Annotated in this window: 16 protein-coding genes and 1 pseudogene; 11 read left to right on the forward strand and 6 right to left on the reverse strand. The window is 70.9% G+C overall.

Annotation, left to right across the window (positions count from 1 at the left end):
- Positions 1-91 precede the first annotated feature (91 nt).
- The 7 genes and pseudogenes from ACSMTC_RS28720 (at position 92) to ACSMTC_RS28750 (ending at position 7,600) form a co-directional block, all read left to right on the forward strand.
- Positions 92-1,261: a hypothetical protein gene (locus tag ACSMTC_RS28720; protein ID WP_436562613.1), complete on the forward strand. Its 1,170-nt coding sequence runs from the start codon at positions 92-94 to the stop codon at positions 1,259-1,261.
- Between the two features lie 361 nt (positions 1,262-1,622).
- A complete protein-coding gene (locus ACSMTC_RS28725) occupies positions 1,623-1,853 on the forward strand; it encodes a hypothetical protein (RefSeq protein WP_436562614.1) in 231 nt (76 codons plus the stop codon).
- Positions 1,823-4,392 (forward strand): annotated as a pseudogene (locus ACSMTC_RS28730) (lantibiotic dehydratase); the annotation flags it as partial. The gene ACSMTC_RS28725 and the pseudogene ACSMTC_RS28730, both read left to right, overlap by 31 nt.
- A complete protein-coding gene (locus tag ACSMTC_RS28735) occupies positions 4,372-4,914 on the forward strand; it encodes a lantibiotic dehydratase C-terminal domain-containing protein (RefSeq protein WP_436564841.1) in 543 nt (180 codons plus the stop codon). The pseudogene ACSMTC_RS28730 and the gene ACSMTC_RS28735, both read left to right, overlap by 21 nt.
- The gene (locus ACSMTC_RS28740; RefSeq protein ID WP_436562615.1) at positions 4,911-6,188 is read left to right on the forward strand and encodes a lanthionine synthetase LanC family protein; all 1,278 of its coding nucleotides are present in this window, start codon (positions 4,911-4,913) and stop codon (positions 6,186-6,188) included. The genes ACSMTC_RS28735 and ACSMTC_RS28740 overlap by 4 nt, the downstream gene beginning before the upstream one ends.
- Before the next feature lie 222 nt (positions 6,189-6,410).
- Positions 6,411-7,064, forward strand: coding sequence for a DUF1707 SHOCT-like domain-containing protein (locus ACSMTC_RS28745; RefSeq protein ID WP_436562616.1), 654 nt, complete (start codon positions 6,411-6,413; stop codon positions 7,062-7,064).
- Between the two features lie 122 nt (positions 7,065-7,186).
- Positions 7,187-7,600, forward strand: coding sequence for an NUDIX hydrolase (locus ACSMTC_RS28750; RefSeq protein ID WP_436562617.1), 414 nt, complete (start codon positions 7,187-7,189; stop codon positions 7,598-7,600).
- A gap of 150 nt (positions 7,601-7,750) precedes the next feature.
- On the opposite strand, the gene ACSMTC_RS28755 is transcribed toward ACSMTC_RS28750, so the two are convergent.
- Both ACSMTC_RS28755 and ACSMTC_RS28760 read right to left on the reverse strand, forming a co-directional pair.
- Positions 7,751-8,017 (reverse strand): DUF397 domain-containing protein, encoded by a 267-nt coding sequence (locus tag ACSMTC_RS28755; protein WP_436562618.1) that lies wholly within the window; start codon positions 8,015-8,017, stop codon positions 7,751-7,753.
- Positions 8,014-8,874, reverse strand: coding sequence for a helix-turn-helix domain-containing protein (locus ACSMTC_RS28760; RefSeq protein ID WP_436562619.1), 861 nt, complete (start codon positions 8,872-8,874; stop codon positions 8,014-8,016). The genes ACSMTC_RS28755 and ACSMTC_RS28760 overlap by 4 nt, the downstream gene beginning before the upstream one ends.
- Before the next feature lie 395 nt (positions 8,875-9,269).
- On the opposite strand from ACSMTC_RS28760, the gene ACSMTC_RS28765 reads away from it, so the two are divergent.
- Together ACSMTC_RS28765 and ACSMTC_RS28770 are read left to right on the forward strand one after the other, a co-directional pair.
- On the forward strand, positions 9,270-9,959 hold the full coding sequence (locus tag ACSMTC_RS28765; protein ID WP_436562620.1) for an ATP-binding protein: 690 nt from the start codon (positions 9,270-9,272) through the stop codon (positions 9,957-9,959).
- Between the two features lie 342 nt (positions 9,960-10,301).
- Positions 10,302-10,790 (forward strand): NUDIX domain-containing protein, encoded by a 489-nt coding sequence (locus tag ACSMTC_RS28770; RefSeq protein WP_436562621.1) that lies wholly within the window; start codon positions 10,302-10,304, stop codon positions 10,788-10,790.
- Between the two features lie 33 nt (positions 10,791-10,823).
- On the opposite strand, the gene ACSMTC_RS28775 is transcribed toward ACSMTC_RS28770, so the two are convergent.
- Positions 10,824-12,050 carry a serine hydrolase domain-containing protein gene (locus tag ACSMTC_RS28775; RefSeq protein WP_436562622.1) on the reverse strand — a complete coding sequence of 409 codons (1,227 nt, stop codon included), beginning with the start codon at positions 12,048-12,050 and terminating at the stop codon, positions 10,824-10,826.
- A 113-nt stretch (positions 12,051-12,163) separates the two neighbouring features.
- On the opposite strand from ACSMTC_RS28775, the gene ACSMTC_RS28780 reads away from it, so the two are divergent.
- Together ACSMTC_RS28780 and ACSMTC_RS28785 are read left to right on the forward strand one after the other, a co-directional pair.
- Positions 12,164-13,318 (forward strand): sensor histidine kinase, encoded by a 1,155-nt coding sequence (locus ACSMTC_RS28780; RefSeq protein WP_436562623.1) that lies wholly within the window; start codon positions 12,164-12,166, stop codon positions 13,316-13,318.
- Positions 13,306-13,950: a LuxR C-terminal-related transcriptional regulator gene (locus ACSMTC_RS28785; protein ID WP_436562624.1), complete on the forward strand. Its 645-nt coding sequence runs from the start codon at positions 13,306-13,308 to the stop codon at positions 13,948-13,950. Before ACSMTC_RS28780 ends, ACSMTC_RS28785 begins: the two co-directional genes overlap by 13 nt.
- 259 nt (positions 13,951-14,209) lie before the next feature.
- Here the strand turns inward: ACSMTC_RS28785 and ACSMTC_RS28790 are convergent, their stop codons facing one another.
- The 3 genes from ACSMTC_RS28790 to ACSMTC_RS28800 form a co-directional block, all read right to left on the reverse strand.
- Entirely contained in the window at positions 14,210-15,613 is a 1,404-nt protein-coding gene (locus tag ACSMTC_RS28790) for an NAD(P)-binding protein (RefSeq protein WP_436562625.1), read from the reverse strand.
- 299 nt (positions 15,614-15,912) lie between these two features.
- The gene (locus ACSMTC_RS28795) at positions 15,913-16,584 is read right to left on the reverse strand and encodes a TetR/AcrR family transcriptional regulator (protein ID WP_436562626.1); all 672 of its coding nucleotides are present in this window, start codon (positions 16,582-16,584) and stop codon (positions 15,913-15,915) included.
- Between the two features lie 156 nt (positions 16,585-16,740).
- Entirely contained in the window at positions 16,741-17,493 is a 753-nt protein-coding gene (locus tag ACSMTC_RS28800) for a ferritin-like domain-containing protein (protein WP_436562627.1), read from the reverse strand.
- Positions 17,494-17,742 lie beyond the last annotated feature (249 nt).

Below are 17,742 nucleotides of genomic sequence, written 5' to 3' on the forward strand. Positions count from 1 at the left end.
TCCTGACCGACACCGCTGGACGGGCGTGAGCGGTCGGTGCGAGCCGGCGCGCGTTGAGGCCGTCGTGCAGCGCTGCCGGGGCCACTCGGCGATGTCCGCGTTCCCCCATAGGGTTGGGAGGTCAGGCTCTCGCATCGTCCGTCGTCTGTGGCTGGAAGAAACCGTGACCATCGCCGCTCGTCTCGTCGCCTCCATCGCCGCTCCGCTGGACTCGACGTCAGCAGAGGCTCCGCAGGTGCTGCACTGGCCCGACCGCAGACTCCTCGTGCAGCGCGGCGACACCGAAGTGGTGGCCCTCGATTTGGATGTGCCCCACGCCGGTCGAGCCTCTGAGGTCCGCTTCCCAGCACCCTGGCCGCGCCACTTCGGATCGGTGACGGTGTCGCCGGAGCGGGATGCGGCGGTGTTCGCCGGAGTGCACGCGGTGCGGTCGGTGGAGGCGACCGGTGCGACGCGGTGGGAGGTGCGGCACGGCTGCTGGGGCGGTGGCTGCCCGCTCCTGCACGTGTCGTTCGGTGAGTACGCGGATGACAGGGACCATCTTCACGCTGACGGCGGTTCGGTCGCCGTCAGTGCGGACGGCAGGCTTGTCTGGGCCCACGTCCTCGGCTCTTCGGGCAGTGGCGGGCACACGGAGGACGCTCCGGAGCAGTGGGTGGTCCTGGATGCCGCGAACGGAAGGATCCTGGGAGGTGTGGAGACCATGACCGTGGCCTCCAACTCCGAGCACACTTCACACCCGGACCCCGGATGGATGGGGCTGAGCATCGGCGAGGGCGAGGAGGGGTCGCCTGTGCTGTGGGGACGCTGGGACGGGCAGCAGCTGACCACCGGGCAGATCGGCGTCGAGCAGGTCCTCCTTGCGGTGAGCCCGGCCGGCCGGCACCTTCTGACCGTTGACGTCGGGCAGTGGTCGCTCTCCCTCCACCAGGTGGAGAACGGCTCGGTTCTGCGGGAACTGGACGCTGCGGACACCGTGCCGGCGCACCCGGGCAGCACCGGCGAGGACAGGGTGTACTGGGACTATGACGCGGCCTTCGTGGATGAGGACACCATCGTTGCCGGGACCTCCGAGTGCGATGCGCCGTACGGGTCGGTTCGTCACTGGCTGGTCGACGTGCACGGGATGAGCCTGCGCGGCGAGATCTCCTACCCCGTCCCCGTCTCGGGGCCTGCCCGCGCAGCCGGGGGCGGTGCGTGGTACACGATCTCGAAGGACGGGACTTCCGTTGATCTGTGGGAGCTGGCCGAAGAGAACTGACTTCGATCGGTGACGCCTCGCCGTCCGGGGAACAGCGACAGCCGGGGCCCGGTAGTCCTGGCCATGCGGAGATGTCCCATTGGTCGCTGCCCCGCGCCGCCGTCGCCGACCGCGCTGACCAGGGGTTGTCGGGGGTCGGCCGAGGGCTGTCGGTGCCGTGGCCGGCCGCTGCCCGGCCGGTCGGGGTGGTGACCGCCCCGGTGGCGGACTGGGCGGGCGGTGCGCGGTGGCGGTCCCGGAACGGCGTGAAGCTGGCCGGTTCCCGATCGTCGGTGGATCCGGCGATAACCGAATCCGGTCGTTCACCCGTCTGTTGTGGGACGGTCGGCCGGTGGTGGGCCGCTGGACGAAGGGAGGAACGATGGCGCGAGTACTGGCCGGGTTGGTGGGGGACACGGCGGCCTTCGCCAAGCTCATGGAGGAACGCCGGCCGGAGGTGTTCCGCACCGCCGGGTGGCCGACGGGGCTGCCCCGGCCGAGCGAGCTGGACGACGTGCTGCGGGGCGGCCTGCTGCGGGTGCCGTACGTCGAGCTGAGGCGGTCAGCCGCTACCGGCTGCGGATGGCCACCCGGCCGACCCCGTTCGGGCTGATGGCCGCCGTGGCAACGGCACGCTTCGGCACGGCGGCCGAGGTCCGCTGGGGCGGGGCCGACCGCCGCGCGCTGCGGCCCGACCTCGGCTGGCTGCTCCCGCTGCTCGACCGGCTGCGGACCGACCCGGCGGTGCTGCCCCGCCTGCGGCTGGCCGTGGACCAGCAGGCCGTCCTGCGCGGTGACCGGCTGGTCCTGCCGTACCTGCCCGAGCGCCGCGACGGCGCCGAGGCGCAGCCGCTCGCCGAGCGGACCGTCCGGGCCACCGCCGTGGTCCGGGCCGCGGTCGAGGCCTCGGCCGAGCCGGTCCGACACGCCGAACTGCTCGCCGCGCTGGCCGCCGGGTTCCCCACGGCCCCGGCCGAGGCGATCGCGGCCCTGGTCCGCACGCTGGTCGGACAGGGTTTCCTGCTCACCGACCTGACACCCCCGCCGGACAGCACCGACCTGCTGGGCCATGTGCTCGACCGGCTGCCCGCGGACCACCCGGTGCGCGCCGAACTGGCCGCCGTCCGCGACGGGTTGGCGCGAGCGTCGGCTATGCCGCGCGGGCAGGCCACCGACCTGCTGCGCGAGCTCCGGACCCGGATGACCCGGCTCGCTCCGGCCGACCGCCCGCTCCACGCGGACCTCGCGCTGGACGCCGAGGTGGTCCTGCCGGACCAGGTCCGCACCGAGCTGGAGCAGATCGCCGCGGTCCTGTGGCGGCTGTCGCCGCCGGTCACCGCGCCCGAGCATCTGCGGTCGTACCACGCGGAGTTCGTCGAACGGTACGGGATGGACAGCCCCGTCCCGCTGGCCGAACTGCTCGACCCCGATACCGGCCTGGGACCGCCGGCCGGCTATCTGCGTCCGGTCTCCGGCCGCGGCTCGGCCAAGGCGCAGCCGTCCCGTGCCCGTACCGGTGCCGAAGCGGCTCGCGACCGGCTGCTGGCCGAGCTGGCGGCGGGCGCCCTCGCGGACCGGGGGCCGGACGGCATGCTGCCCGAAGTGGTCCTGGACGACGACCTGTTGGCCCGCCTGACGCCGCCGCGCGACGAGGCGGGCCCCGCGGCCGCCGAGACCCCTCCCGCCTCCCTGGAGCTGTACGCCGAGCTGGCGGCGGACTCCGTCGGGGCGCTGGACGCCGGGGACTTCAGGCTGGTGCTCTCCCCGACGGCCGGCAGCGACTTCGCCGGAGCCACCTTCGGCCGCTTCGCCTCACTGCTCGCGGGTGCGGGTGATGGTTCCGGCGCGCGCGATGGTGTGCGCGATGGCGCGGGCGCGTCGGCGCACGACCCGGTGGCGCCGCACCACGACCCGGCCACGGCCGGCGGGGCGCTGCTGGCCGAGGCCGCCGGGTCCGGCGACGACGGCGCGCTCGAAGCGCACCTGGAGTTCACCCCGTACCGGCCGCGCCACGCCAACATCGCACTGACCCCGCGCTGGCTCGGCCACCGGGTGGTGGTCAGCGCCTTCGCCGACCCGGGCGGCCCGTCCGTACTGCCACTGGACGACCTCGTCGTGCTGGCCGACACCGAGCGGCTCGCGGTGTACTCCCGCCGCCTCGGCCGGGAGGTCCGGGCCACCGCCCATCATGTGCTCAACCAGCGCACCGGCGCGTCCAACGCCGCCCGCTTCCTCCAGGAGGTGACGCTGACCGGGCAGCGGTCCTGGCAGCCCTGGGACTGGGGCGCGGTGAACAGCGCACCCGTGCTGCCCGGGTTCGCCGGGGCCGGGTGGTGCTGGCACCGGCCACCTGGCGGCTGACCGCGCCCGTCCCGGCGGCCCCGGCCCCGTTCGAGGAGTGGGCCGACGGACTGGCCCGCTGGCGCCGGCGCTGGGGAGTGCCGGCCGCCGTCCGGCTGGTCAGCGGCGACCAGCGGATCAGCCTGGACCTGGACGACCCGTGGCACCGGCGGCTGCTGTACAGCCAGGCGCGTTCCACCGAGTTCACCGTGCTCCAGGAGGACCTCGCCCCCGCCGGTGACGGCGGCTGGCTGCGCGGGCCGGACGGCGCGCGGACCGCCGAGCTGGTGGTCCCGCTGCGCCGCAGGCCGGCCCCGGATGCGCACTCCCGACCCCGCCGCCGGCTCCCCGCCGGGCGCGCCCGGACCATCGAACTGCCCGGTGGCGCCTGGCTGTTCGCTCGGCTGGCGGCCGCCGAGGTGCGTCAGGAGGAGATCCTGGCCGACCACCTGCCCCGGCTGGTCGACGCCCTGCCGGACCAGGTGGACCGCTGGTTCTTCGTCCGCTACCGGGACCCGGCGCCGCACCTGCGGCTGCGCTTCCACGGTGCGCCGCCGGCCCTTGCCGCCGATCTGCTGCCCGCGTTGCACGACTGGGCACTGGAGCTGCGCCGGGCCGGCCTGGCCGCCGATCTGCGCCTGGAGAGCTACGCGCCGGAGACCGACCGCTACGGCGGTGCCGAGGTGCTCGCGGACGCCGAACGCGTCTTCCATGCCGACAGCCTGGCTGCGCTCGCCGCGCTGCGACTGGCCCGGGCGGAGCGCCGCCTCTCCAGGGACCTGCTGGCCGCCGTGAACATCGCGGGTACCGCGCAGGCCTTCCTGGCCGGCCGCAGCGGCCCGCCGACGGGGCACCGTGCCCCGGACGCCGCTGCTCCTGGTGCCGGTGCCCCCGATGCCGGGGCTGGGTCCGACGCCCCCGCAGACGTACCCGGCGGACCCGGCGTACCCGGCGGACCCGGCGGACCGTCGGCCGGCGCCTGGCTGGCGGCGGCGTACCCGAAGTCGGAACAACACCACCAGGCGTTCCGGGCCCACCGCGCGGCCGCGTTGCGGGCGATCGGTCCGGACGGGCCGACCGCCCCGGCCGGCGGTCTGCTGCCCGCCGACCCCGCACTGGTCGCGGCCTGGCAGCAGCGGGCGGTCGAACTCGCGCGGTACGCGGCACAGTTGGACCCGCTGTCGGCCGACCCGGTGCTGGCCTCGCTGCTGCACATGGGCCACAACCGGCTGGTCGGCATCGACCGCGAGGCCGAGCGCCGGGCCTACGCGCTGGCCAGAGGAGCCGTCGAGGCCCACCGGGCCCGCCGGTCGAACCCGGGGGTGGGGCGTTGAACGCGACGGATCGACTCCGCGCGGTGGCCGAGCTGCTCAGCAGGCCCGGTGAGGCCGGTGGCACCTCCGACGGTGGGCCCGCCGCCGCGCCGCAGGGTGCCGCGCACGCGCTCGGGGACGGCCACAGCGGCGCCGCACTCGCACTCGCCGTGCTGGCCGACCGCGAGGACGACGCCGAGCTGCGCCGCGCCGCGCACGGGCGTCTCGCGGCCGCCGTGAAGTCCCCCGGGGCGATGCGGGGCGGCGGGCTCTTCTCCGGTGCCGCCGCGATCGCCTTCGCCGCCCGCACCATGGCGCGGCGCCCCGGCGACTACCGCACCCTGCTCGACGGGCTGACGCCCCGGATCCGGCAGGCCGCCGCCGGCCGCGTCACCGAGCTCCGCGCCGACCTGGCCGCCGGCGCGGGACTGCGCGCGCACACCTACGACGCCGTCTCGGGCGCGGCGGGCCTCGGCCGGCTGCTGCTCGCACTGGAGCCGGACCAGCCGGCGCTGGCCGACCTGCTCGCCGCGCTGGTCGAACTGGCCGAGCCGAGCGGCGGAGTGCTGCCGCGCTGGTGGGTGGCCGGTGGACCGGGACTGCCCGGCGCGGATCCCACATACCCCCGAGGCCACCTCAACCTGGGCCTGGCGCACGGGATTCCGGGACCACTGGCCCTGCTGGCGCTGGCCTGGCTGCGCGGCGTACGCGTGCCCGGTCAGGACGAGGCGATCGACGCGCTGGCGAGCTGGCTCGCCGCCCGGCGGGCTCCCGCCGGGCGGGACTCCACCGCCGGCGGCTTCTGGCCGATGACCGTACGCGTGGAGGACGAGGAGGCCGGGCACCTGCCCGCCGACCCGCCGACCAGGGCGGCCTGGTGCTACGGCACCCCCGGTGCGGCCCGCGCGCTCTTCCTGGCGGGTACCGCGCTGAACCGCTCCGACTGGCAGGCCACCGCCGTCGCGGCGCTGGCCGGCACACTGCGCGACCCGTCCAGCTGGAACCTCGACGGCGCCGGGCTCTGCCACGGCACCGGCGGCCTGCTGCGGATCACGCAGCGCATGGCCGAGGAGTCCGGCTCCGCCGAGCTGGCCGAACACCTCCCCATGCTCGCCTCCGCAGTCGCGGCCGACCTCGACCGGGCACTCGCCGCCGACGGGTCGTCAGGCCTGTTGGAAGGGAGGGCGGGCGCGGCCCTCGCCCTGTACGCGTACGTGCGCGCCGGTGCCGGTGGCGCCTCGGTGGGTGCGGGTGACGCCGCTGCGGAGTGGGACGCCTTCCTGCTGATCGGCTGATCGGCTGATCGGCTGATCGGCTGATCCGCTGGCCTGCTGACCTGCTGACCTGCTGGCAACGATCGCACCGGGCACCGGTCCGGCGCTCGATCGCGGACGCACTCGAACGAGACGCTTTGTGACCGGGCCTGGCGGGCATCCAACTCGCGATATATCGTAAGTTGCCAGCCGTGCCGCCGGCCACACCACGCGAAGACGTTCGACAGGATCAGGATGGGAAGCATGTCGGGAGAGATCTCGCCCACGGGGAAGCGCCCTGGCAACGACTCACCGCCCGAGCTGCGGGCCTCTCATGCGGACCGGGATCGGGTGGTGGACGTGCTGCGTGTCGCGGCGGGCGACGGCCGGTTGACCGCGGCCGAGCTGGACGAGCGCGTGGAGGCCGCCCTGTCGGCACGGACGGTCAGCGAGCTGACCGTGCTCACCGCCGACCTGCCACCCATGTCGGCCTTCGCCGGCGCGGTTGTGGCGGAGGCCAAGGACGTACTCCGGATCGACCAGAAGTTCAGTGCGGTCAAGCGGGTTGGGCACTGGGTGGTGCCACGACGCCTGGAGCTCGCGGTGGAGTGGTGCGACGTGACGCTCGACTTCACGGACGCCGTGATCACGCAGGACACCTTGCGGATCGAGATGGACATGCGCGGCAAGAACCTGACGCTGATCACCAGGCCGGGCATCGTGGTCGATGCCGATGCCCTGAGGCTGGAGTTCAGCAAGGTCAAGATCCGTGAGGTCCCGGCCCCTGACGCGCCGATCACACTGCGAGTGGAGCTGGTCGGCACCAAGAGCTTCGGCCGCGTCATCGTGCGGCACCCACGGCGGACGGTCGGCCAGTGGATGCTGAGGACCCCCGCGCCCCTGCCTGCCATCGACTGACCTGCCCATCGCCCAACCGCATTCGGAACATTGCCGACGCGCACGCTTGCGATTTCGGTTAGTTGCTGCATCGATGTCGATACGCTCCTTCGGTCTATGCCAGTCGCCCTGGAGGAGCAGACGTGACGCAGCAGACTGCCGAGGAACGCCCAGGAATTGCCGCCGCGATCGTGGTGCACGAGGACCGTGTCCTGATGGTGCGGCGGCGGGTCAGTGAAGGCCGGCTCTCCTGGCAGTTCCCGGCCGGTGAGATCGAGCCGGGCGAGTCGCCCGAGGAAGCGGCTGTCCGCGAAACCAAGGAGGAGACCGGACTCTGTGTGGCCGCCGTCAAGCTCCTGGGCGAGCGTGTTCACCCGAAGACCGGTCGGCTGACGTCGTACACGGCTTGCGAGGCCGTGAGCGGTTCCGCCGAGGTGGTGGACGCCGAGGAGTTGGATGCGCTGGCGTGGGTGGCCCTCGCCGAGATCCCGCAGTACGTGCCCTACGGGCTCTACGAGCCGGTACAGGCGTACCTGGACGCCTCGCTCGCTGGCTGAATTCGCCGAGGGCGGCGGCCGTGACGCCAGCTCGCCTGGGCGACCCGCGTCTGGCACTTCGCGAAGTGGGTAGAAAGCAGGACGGTCCGGCGCTCTATGGGTGCGTCGGACCGTCCTGCTTCGTGTGGGTTCAGCAGCCCGCAGGACCGCTCAGGCGGTGGGCGGGTAGAGGTTGGCCTGCCCGGCGACCATGCCGCCGCCGAAGGCGTTCCATTCCTGCATGTTGAAGCGGAGCTCCCGGGGGTCGTCGGCAGGCAGCTTGGAGTCGCGGACCGCGACGCCGACCTGGATGCCGTTGAGCGTGATCGGGGTGATCCTCACGCAGGCGGCGCCGTTGCCTGACAGTTCTGAGGTTGCCCCCTCCACACCGGTGAGGTCGACGGCGTAGAGGTCTTCCTTGCTGATCTGGTCGCTCATAGTTGCTCTTTCATGAACTTGTGGAGGAACCGTACGGTCTCGTCGTGAGACAGTGCGGCCTGCTGGGTGTGGTCGAAGGCGCGCACGGCTCGGCGCACCTCATGGGCCGACTCGCACTGCGTGATGCCGGACATGTCTTCAGCGAACGCGAGTTGGTGATCAGTGGCATCGGGAAAGTCCAGCAGGAACAGAGGTGACTGCAGGATGCCGCGTCGTCCTGCAGTGAAGGGGACGACCTGGATGGTGATGTTGTCCAACTCGCCGAGCTGGAGCAAGTATTCGATCTGTTCCCGCATCGCCTGAGGTCCGCCGATGTCGATGTGGAGGGCGGCCTCGCCGAAGACCGTGTGCAAGTTGAGCTTCGGGTCCTCTACCAAGCGTCGTTGGCGCCGCATCCGGATCTCTACCAGAGCTTCGACATGATCAGCACCGGGCTTCTGCCAGATGTTTTCGATCACCGCGCTGGCGCTGCGCTCGGTTTGGGTGAGACCGGAGAAGACGAGTGAGGAAGCTTCGCGGACGCCCGAAGCTGCAGCTTCCAAGGGAAGATAGCGGGCGAAACCTGGGACCAGGACATCGTCGTAGGCTCGCCACCACTGTTTGATGGGCTCCCCGGTGGTCAGGGACTCCAAGCTGTCGCGGGTGCGGCCCTTCACCCCGAGGTGGTCGAACATCGCGAGGACATCCTCTTGGCTGACGGTGATACGCGCCCGTTCGACCTTGCTCAGCCATGGACCGGTCTTCCCTACCGACCTGGCGACCTCTTCCAGGGACTTGCCCGACTCCTCGCGGATGGCGCGCAGTTCAGCCCCGATCTGCTGTGCCTTGTGCGGCGGCAGTGGGTCCTTGATCGCCATGTGGCGTCTCCTCGTGGTGACTTGATTGACCGTAAGTGTCACCTGTGCCAGGGGTCGCTCTCAAGTGTGATCCGCCGAGGTTTTTTCAACTTGCCGTTCACTTTGACTTGCATCTTGCAGTCAGGGCGCGCCACACTGCATTGAGCACGGTCCGCTGCCGCTCGGTAGCGGAGTGTATGCCTCGACATGAGGCCTGCGGCAAGCGTTCAAGTGACCTCGGAGAGGTTTGGCTCGGTTCCGCTCTACTTGGTCTCCCGGCCTGGCCGCATGCCTCCGTATTGCAAGCCATCCTGATCGACCGCCGAGCTGGTTGGTCGGCGCGCAGGTTCTGGTGCGAGTCGACCAATCGGCCCTGAGGGTCACCGCGACCACAGCGGTCGCTCCTGGAATGCCAGATGACCACCCGCAAGGCGGGCCGGAGATATGTCATGATCACGGTGAATCTCTCAACTGAAGTCAGATACAGCGCAGTTGGCGAGATGCGAGATGCTGTCGTGAACGACCTGCGGAGGGCAGGCCTCGACCTCGACGACGAAATCGCTTACACGGTGAGGCTCCTGCTGTCCGAGGTGCTCACCAATGCCCTGGAACACGGATACGGCGGAGAGGTGGCGGATCCCTGCGGCCGTCTTCGTGTGACGGCGACGGCGAATCCCAGGGCAGGGCTGCTGCGCGTTGTCGTACCTGATCCAGGAGCCGGAATCCCGGCGGAGCGGCAGGCGAGCGGGGAGGATATCGATGGGCGCGGTCTTGCCCTGGTGTCCTCCCTGGCTTCCGACTTCGGGTGGGAGAGGGACGAAGGCGGCGGCGCGGGCATGGGCCCGAAGCGGGTCTGGTTCGAGGTCGAGATCGACCCGGTGGCATTCGGTACGGCGCGGTGCGCCCAGGAGGCCACCCCGGAGGCGTTGGCCGATATGCGGACGATGCGGAGCGGAGCTGCTATGGCCGTCCACTGGCGGCGCGGGCCAGTGTGCCTCGGAGGTGGATCGGTCAACCTCGCCGACGGCTCCATGATCAGGCGACATGTCGACGTTGTGGCATTCGTCTGCCGTGCCGCCGCGAAGCGACCGGTGGAGACAAGGTGACTCGCGCCCTGGTCCGGCTCTTTGCCGCCGCGACCGTGATCCTCTCGGCCGTCCTGCTGTACGGCGCTTGGGTCGCCTGGTGCCAACGCCGCGCCCTTCAACTGCCGTGACAGTCAGCCTCGTTATCGGCGCAGGCCTGCTGGTCGCCCTCGCGTTCAGCGGCTGTGCCGCAGTCCTCGCGGAGAAGTACCGCATCGAACTCCCGCCGGGGCCGGACTCCCCGCCCCGGTGGGCGAACCCGGGTGGGCCGCGTGCGCCACGCCGAAGGCATGCGGCCCACCCGGGCCCGCGATCAACTCACCGGAATGACAAGAACAACCGCAACAAGCAGAAGGAAAGCCGATGTGCTCCGATCTCACCCCCGACCAGCGTTACTCCCGGATCCAGCTGGGGTGTCAGGCACTGATCACCAATCCCCGGGGCTTCGTGCTGCTGGTCAACCCGGATCGCAGGGAGGGATGGACCCTGCCCGGCGGCATCGCCCGCGACGATGAGCTGCCGCATCTCGCCGCCGCCCGTGGGGTGCGTGAGGAGACCGGTCTCGATCTGCGGTTCGGTGATGCGCTCATGGTGGACGTCGTCCCCCGGGAGGACTCGCCGCAAGGAGTGGACCACGTCTTCGCGGCGCAGGTGTCGGCCCAGGCCGCCGCCATGGCCACCATTCCGGCCAGGGCGCTCGCCGAGATCAGCGAGATCGCCTGGGTCGAGCCGGACTACATCCCCGACCGATGTACGGACGACCAGACTCGCCGTATCTGGTCCGCGCTGCTGCGGCTCACCGACCCGTTCGCGCCCGTGTACCACGTCGACGGCCGGCCGATCGGCGACTGACCGGGATCCTGTACCCGCTCCACGCGGAGGACCTCAACGCTGCTGACGGTCGCCGTTCGGAGTTGCGCACAGGGCGTCGTCGACCAGCTTGGTCTCGGCCTGTTCCACGTGCAGGACGTCGTCCGCGGAATCGGCGAGGACGCCCGACAGCGAGACCGTGACGCTGCGCCGGCCGTCGGCGGTGACGCCGGTGGCCGTGATCCAGCCGGAATCGCCGCCCTCGTGGCCCCAGTACACCCCGCCGCAGGACAGTGGGCGTGAGAAGAGTCCCAGCCCGTCACGGGCGCCCGGCAAGAGCTGCTCGAACTCCTTGCTGACCGGGATGGTCTGCTTCATCTGCGCCAGCTGCGCCGGGGGCAGGAGCCGGCCGCCGAGCAGGGCGCGGAAGAATCGGTTGAGATCGGCGGTGGTGGAGACGAGCCCGGCCTCTCCGTTCGTGCCCGAGCCGACCTGCTCGGTGACGTCCACGAGCGGCTCGCCGGCCTTGAACCTCTGATAGGTCTCGGCATGTGGCTGGGCCAGTGTGGGTGAAGTACCCGGCCAGAAGGTGTGATCGAGGCCGAGTGGCCGGACGATCCGATCCCTCACCTCCTCGTGCCATGGGTGCCCGGTGACCCGTTCGATGATCATGCCGAGCAGAACGTAACCGGTGTTGGAGTAGCTCCAGTCCGTGCCGGGCTGGAAGTCCGGGTGGTGGCGCATTGCCCGGGCGACGGTCTGCTCGGGTGTGTGGGTGTCGTACCGGTGCTGGTAGAAGTCCTCCGCTGAGGTGTAGTCCGGGTAGTCGTCGTGGATGCCGCTGGTGTGCTGGAGCAGTTGGCGGATGGTGATCATGCGACCGTCATTGCCGTTTCCGGACACCACGCCGGGCAGCCACCGCTCGACCGAGTCGTCCAGGGAGAGCCTGCGGTCACCCGCGAGTTGAAGGATCACGGTGGCCACGAACGTCTTGGTGACGCTGGCTATCCGGAAGGTGCCGTCCCGAGGGACCGGCCGCCGGGCCGTCAGGTCGGCGACGCCGCTGGTGGCGGTCAGGTCCCGGCCGGCAGAGGTGACCAGGCGGGCCTGCACTCCCGCCACGCCGAGTGCGGTGATCGCATCGGCATCGTGCCGGAGCTGGATCCGGTCGTCGTGCTGCCGGGCGGCCATCGCGCCGGACACACCGGTGGAAACGGTTCCGGCCACGATGGCGGCCAGCGCCAGGTTCCGTCGGATGGATCGGCCGTGCCGCCGTGGCGGAAGAATCGGTGAACTCGTCATGGGCGTTGACACTAGGCCTGGCTGAGGTGAGCAGACGGTACCGCTCACTGGTGAGAAAAAGGGGTGGCTGGCTGTAGTGCCAGGCTCGGTCGCCATGGCCCAGACTTGTGCGAATGAACCACCACGGGGCCACCCGGCTTTCGGCGATGTGGCGGAGTCTGGGTTATCTACTGGGAAGCCTGTTCACCGCCGTGGTCGCGCTGTTCGCGCTGCCCGTACTCCTCGTCCCGATGACGGCGCGCGCCTGGGCGTCCTGGCATCGGCGCCGTGCCGACCGGCTGCTGCTCTCTCCGTGTTCCGGTCCCGTCCGTGTCGGTACGTGGCGTGTTCTCGGATGGCTGTGCGCATGCATCGTGAGCAGTCTGGCGTTCGGACTCGTCGTGGTGTTGTGCGCGGGTAACGCGGTGGCCACGGCCATCACGGTGCCCTTGTGGTGGGCGTTGCCCGCCGGCACCGGCGCGGGAGGCTTCGCCGCCGGTGTCCCACTGTCCGGGTGGGGCACGGCGTTGACCCTGGGGACCGCACAAACCGTCACCTTCGCGGCTCTGACCTACTGGCTGGTTCCACCGCTGGCGCGCCTACACGCCCGGATCTGTGTCGCGTTGCTGTCCCCCTCGGCCGCCGAGAGGTTGGCGCGGCGTGTGGAGACGCTGACCGAGACGCGGGCCGACGCCATGAAGGCACACGGCGCGGAACTTCGCCGGATAGAACGTGACCTGCACGACGGTACCCAGGCCCGGCTGGTGGCCATCGCGATGCGGCTGGGCGTGGCCCGTGAGTTGCTGAGCGAGGACCCCCTGATGGTGGCCGGACTCTTGGAGGAAGCGCATGAGAGTACCGAGGAGGCCATGGCGGAGCTTCGTGCGGTGATCCGGACGATCTACCCGCCGATCCTCGCCGATCGCGGCCTCGCCGGGGCGCTGGCCGCACTGGTGAGCCGATCGGCGATCGACACCACCCTCGATATCGGTGGCCTCGGCACGATCCCCGCCGCGGTCGAGGCCGTGGCGTACTTCACGATCGCCGAGGCGCTCACCAACGTTGCCAAGCACAGCCAGGCCACCCGGACCACCGTCCGCGTCGCACGCGAGGGTGATCGGCTGTCGATCGAGGTCACCGACGACGGAGTCGGCGGCGCCGACGGGACGCTGGGTACCGGCATCGCCGGAATCCGCCACCGTGTCCTGGCGCTCGACGGCACCGTCCACATCCACAGCCCCGGCGGCGGCCCGACCACGATCACTGTGAGGTTGGCGTGCGGGTCGTGATCGCCGAGGACAACGTCCTGCTGTCCAACGGGCTGGAACTCCTGTTGACCGTCAAGGGCTTTCACGTCGCCGCGATCACCCAGGACGCCCCGGGCTTCGTCGCCGCCGTCACCGAGCACCGACCGGACGTCACCATCGTCGACGTACGGCTACCGCCAACCTTCCGCGACGAGGGCATCCACGCCGCCATCCACGCCCGCCGCCGGCACCCCGGCCTGCCCGTGCTCGTCCTCTCCCAGTACGTCGAGCAGCAGTACGCCGGCGAGCTGATCTCCGATGGACGCGGCGGCGTCGGCTACCTTCTCAAGGACCGGGTGAGCCGGGTGAGCGAGTTCATCGACGCGCTGCGGCGGGTTGCCGCCGGCGGTACCGTCATGGACCCCGAGGTGATCGGGCAGCTCCTCACCCGTCACGCCCAGGACCCGATCGCCGCCCTCACGCCACGCGAACGCGAAGTCCTCGCCCTGATGGCCGAAGGAAAGGACAACACCACGATCGCGGCCCGGCTCGTCATCACCGAGAACGCCGTCCACAAGCACATCGGCAACATCTTCGCCAAGCTCGGCCTCTCGCCAGCCGACAGCGGCCACCGCCGCGTCCTCGCAGTCCTCACCTATCTCAGCCGCCACTAGCACCTGTTCATCGCCGAGGCCATCACCGGTGAACCGTCCGTGGACGAGGCCCGGATCGACGGACTGCTCCTGCGCACCACCCACCGGCTCGCCCAGGGCGAGCAGCTGCGCACTCGGGTGACGTACCGGGTGACTCCTCCCCCGGCTGAAGCCGGGGGAGGAGTCATGTTCGTGCCGCCCTCCAGCGTGCGGTGCCGGCCGGCCGAGGACGCGCTCAAGCCGTGGCGGCACCGTTACGCGAGATCGCTTGTCCGCCCGGTCAGTTCACCACCGCGACTGCGTCCGCCTGCTGCAGAAGCTGCTCCAGCTTCAGCCTCAGGGCTTCGAACATGGGCAGGAGTGCGGCCCGCTGCTCCGGCGAGAGCTCGGGGAGCCGCCGGCCCAGGAGCCTGCAGGTGCCGAGCCATTCGAGGAGTGCGGGGTCGGCGGTCCATCGCACGACCCGCTCCTGGATGTCGCCGAAGAACTGTATCCAGTCCAGGGCGGAGTCGGGGTGCTGCGAGGGCGCGCACAGCCCGTTCCTGGTGTCGTCGTCGGCGTAACCCGCCTCGATGTGGGCGATGAGTGCGGCACTGAACACCTGCTGGCAGGGGATCACCGCCTGCAAGGTGATGCGCGCCTGGTCGAACACCGGCACCGTCGGCCGTCGCTCCAGGCCGTCGGCGGTGCAGTCGATGTAGAGGGTGCCGGCCTGCGCGGGAATGGTGGCCTGGTCGAGCTCGATCGCGTTCTCGCCGATGCGCTTGACCCTGCCGTGGCGGACGACGTCGCCGATGCGGCGCAGCTGTTCGAGTTCGGCGCGGGCGACGGTCGCGCAGCGGTAGGCGGTCGGCTCGACGTCGGGGGAGAGCCGCAGCAGCAGGCCGCTCTCCTCCAGCCGTGCGAACAGCTCCCGGACCGTGTCGGCACCGGCCACGGCCTCGCGACGGGCCGCCTCCGTTTCGAGGTAGGAGCCTCCGGGCTGGGTGTGGGCTCGGTCGATCATCCAGGAGTCGCGGGGCATGATCCAGGTGATGTCGGACGGATCGGTGCCGCGGCTGAGCAGCCACAGGCAGGCGTCCATACCCGTCTTTCCCGCCCCGACGACGGTGTAGTGGGACGGCTGGCCCTGCAGTGCGGGCAGCTGGTTGGGGGTGATCAGGCGGACGCCGGGGGCGACCTCGTACTTCGGTGGCACCATGGCCGGCACCGTGACGTTCATGTAGGTGGCGTCCACGGTCCGCCGCTTGACGGTCACCTCGAAGCCGGTCCCGCTGACGATGGAGTGGAAGCGGTGGACGTCGGGCCGCTCGGGATCCGGGCCGTCGTAGGACGACTTGGGGAAGTAGGAGACCCGGCCGGTCGGCAGGAGCGTCCTGCGCATCACCTGGTCGAAGTAGGCCAGGATCTCGCCGGCCGAGGCCAGTTCGTTCAGTCCGGCGTTCCAGCCGTCCTGGTCCACCGTGCCGCTGCCCAGCTCGCGGGAGTTGACGCCGTAGAAGGCCGACGGCTGGTGCAGGCGCACGAAGGGGTAGGCGACCGTCCAGTGACCGCCGGGCTGGTCGTAGCGGTCGACGATGGCCACCGTCGCGTCGGTCTCGGCGACGAGGGTGTCGGCGAAGGCCATGCCCATGGCCCCGGCTCCGACGATCAGGTAGTCGACCTCAAGAGCTGTCGTTTTCAAGGGATTTCGTCCTTCCGTGGTTGCTTTCCGAGGGTTGGGAGCCGGACGTACTCGGCGTGGCCGCGGTTACCGGTGGCGCAGTGCGGCAGAGCCACGGCGCGTGAGGATCTTTCGCTCGCGCGATGTCCGGCCGTCAGGCTCGGCGTGCCAGGTCCCATGTGAAATGGCATGCGGACATGGGCCGTTGACCGCTCGCGGTGGCACACGCCACTGCGGTCAGGGCCATGCGCAGATTCCGGGCCCGGCGAGGAGTGGGACGTCGGGCCCGGCGAGGAGTACCTCGGGGTCTGTGAAGACGCTCAGGAATCGGAGGGGTTGAAGCCGGCGACACGCTCTTCCTCGGCGGTCGTGAGGGCGGCCACGGGCATGTCCGCCAGCCCGGGGTGGACGCGCAGGCCGTCCAGGACGATCGTCAGGTAGCGCCGCCACACCTCGCTCGAGACCGGCTGGGTGTGCTGGATCGCGCAGTTCACCATGTAGAAGATGAGCTGCAGGTCGGTCAGTGCCAAGTCCGGACGCAGCAGACCGGCGTCCTGGGCGCGACGCATGACCGCCTCGGCCGCGGGCATGAACCTGCGGCGAGCCTGTGCCACCAGGGGACGGCCTCCGACCTCGGAGAACACCACCTCCCGCAGTCCGCGATCGGCTGCCATCTGCTCCAACACCCAGGTCAGCAGGCCGACGACCCCCTCCCACGGGTCGTCGTTCGCCAGAGCCTGTTCGGCGGTCACCACCAGGGCGTCGACACGCTCTTCGAACAGCTCGTTGATCAGTGCTTGCTTGTTGCCGAAGAGCCGGTAGGAAGTCGCCACTCCGACACCGGCGTGGCGAGCGATGTCGTCAAGGTTCACTCCCAGCCCTCGTTCGGCGAACACCTCCCGAGCGGCTTGGAGCGTGCGCTGCCGGTTTGCCTCGGCATCGCGTCTCAGGCGCCGTGCGCCACGGGGTGCGGATGAATCCGTTCCGTCCATGAGTTCACAGTAACACTATCTGGAGTTGGCAACTCCACTAAGCGGGGTCGGCCCGTGGGGGGCGGCGTCCGCGATGGCGTGGGCGGGCCGACTGTGACGGCAGGAGTGCGCCGTAGGAGTGCTCGGGTGGGGCTCGGCGGCGGAGCCCGCGTGCGGTCAGGCCGAGGCGGGACGGTGCGAGGCGGTGCCCGTCGTGCGGGCTCCCCGCTTGCCGAGCAGGGTCGCCGCAACTGCGGCTGAGGCACCCATGGAAGCGCGGAGGAAGCGGGTCCGCCGCACCTTGAGTGCGCGCAGTGCCGGGCCGTGGTCCAGGGCGACGAAGAGGGCGGCGGCCAGGAGCAGGATGCGCCAGCCGAGCACCGCGACGGACCGTGCGGCTACGGGAAGTTCGTCGATCGAGTGGCGAAGCCTCCTGCAGTGGAAGGGGATGTGGCGCTGTTCGTCGGCCAGGATCCTGGACGCCACCTCGCGGGCCAGCGGGTCCGCGACCCCGTCGCGGACGCTGCGGTAGTACTCGACGGCGACCAGCTCCGCGATCATCAGCACCATCAGCTCCAGCCGAAGCCCGAGCAGTCGCCGGAACTGGACGAAGATCCGGTCGCTCCAGTGGCTTTCGAGGGTGGTGACGCCTCCGGCTGCCAGCAGGCGGGCCAGCAGGCGTGCGTGGTTCTGCTCCTCGGCGATGAACAGACGGACCGCCGCGGAGTAGGTGGCGTCCCCGGCCCGGTCCGCCTTGGCGATCAGGTGCCGGCCGTCGCCGTCCTCGCCGACCTGGAAGCGCTGCAGGCTGCGCCAGACCGCGGCCGGCAGGGCCGCCCCTTGCGACCAGTCGGGATCCCCCGCTCCGGACCGGCGCTCCTTCTCGGCTTCGAACTTCGCGACCCAGTCGGCGAACCCGGTCGTGCCCATGTCTTCCCCCTGCGTGTCGTCGGTTGATTGGAGGACGCCCGCAGGCGCGGACCGGCCGCGACCGGTCCTCGACGGGGCGGCGGGAAGCGGGCAGGCCGATTCCCGGGGCGGGCGGGCGCGAAGTCGAAGCGGTGCGCCGCCGCAGCGTCCTCGGCACACCGTAACCTAAGACTGAACGTGTTCAAATTACTGTGGCCGATGGACGGCGCACCTGGTTCGGCCCCTCCGGGGTCACACGCGGTCGCCATG

The organism is Kitasatospora sp. HPM-01-4, assembly GCF_051374625.1.
Lineage (GTDB): Bacteria > Actinomycetota > Actinomycetes > Streptomycetales > Streptomycetaceae > Kitasatospora.

What these genes read in the sequence shown, in the direction of transcription:
- ACSMTC_RS28720 (WP_436562613.1), top strand. Translation starts at nt 92, where the DNA reads ATGTCCGCGTTCCCCCATAGGGTTGGGAGGTCAGGCTCTCGCATCGTC.
- ACSMTC_RS28725 (WP_436562614.1), top strand. Translation starts at nt 1,623, where the DNA reads ATGGCGCGAGTACTGGCCGGGTTGGTGGGGGACACGGCGGCCTTCGCC.
- ACSMTC_RS28745 (WP_436562616.1), top strand. Translation starts at nt 6,411, where the DNA reads ATGTCGGGAGAGATCTCGCCCACGGGGAAGCGCCCTGGCAACGACTCA.
- ACSMTC_RS28755 (WP_436562618.1), bottom strand. Translation starts at nt 8,017, where the DNA reads ATGAGCGACCAGATCAGCAAGGAAGACCTCTACGCCGTCGACCTCACC.
- ACSMTC_RS28760 (WP_436562619.1), bottom strand. Translation starts at nt 8,874, where the DNA reads ATGGCGATCAAGGACCCACTGCCGCCGCACAAGGCACAGCAGATCGGG.
- ACSMTC_RS28765 (WP_436562620.1), top strand. Translation starts at nt 9,270, where the DNA reads ATGACCACCCGCAAGGCGGGCCGGAGATATGTCATGATCACGGTGAAT.
- ACSMTC_RS28770 (WP_436562621.1), top strand. Translation starts at nt 10,302, where the DNA reads ATGTGCTCCGATCTCACCCCCGACCAGCGTTACTCCCGGATCCAGCTG.
- ACSMTC_RS28775 (WP_436562622.1), bottom strand. Translation starts at nt 12,050, where the DNA reads ATGACGAGTTCACCGATTCTTCCGCCACGGCGGCACGGCCGATCCATC.
- ACSMTC_RS28780 (WP_436562623.1), top strand. Translation starts at nt 12,164, where the DNA reads ATGAACCACCACGGGGCCACCCGGCTTTCGGCGATGTGGCGGAGTCTG.
- ACSMTC_RS28795 (WP_436562626.1), bottom strand. Translation starts at nt 16,584, where the DNA reads ATGGACGGAACGGATTCATCCGCACCCCGTGGCGCACGGCGCCTGAGA.
- ACSMTC_RS28800 (WP_436562627.1), bottom strand. Translation starts at nt 17,493, where the DNA reads ATGGGCACGACCGGGTTCGCCGACTGGGTCGCGAAGTTCGAAGCCGAG.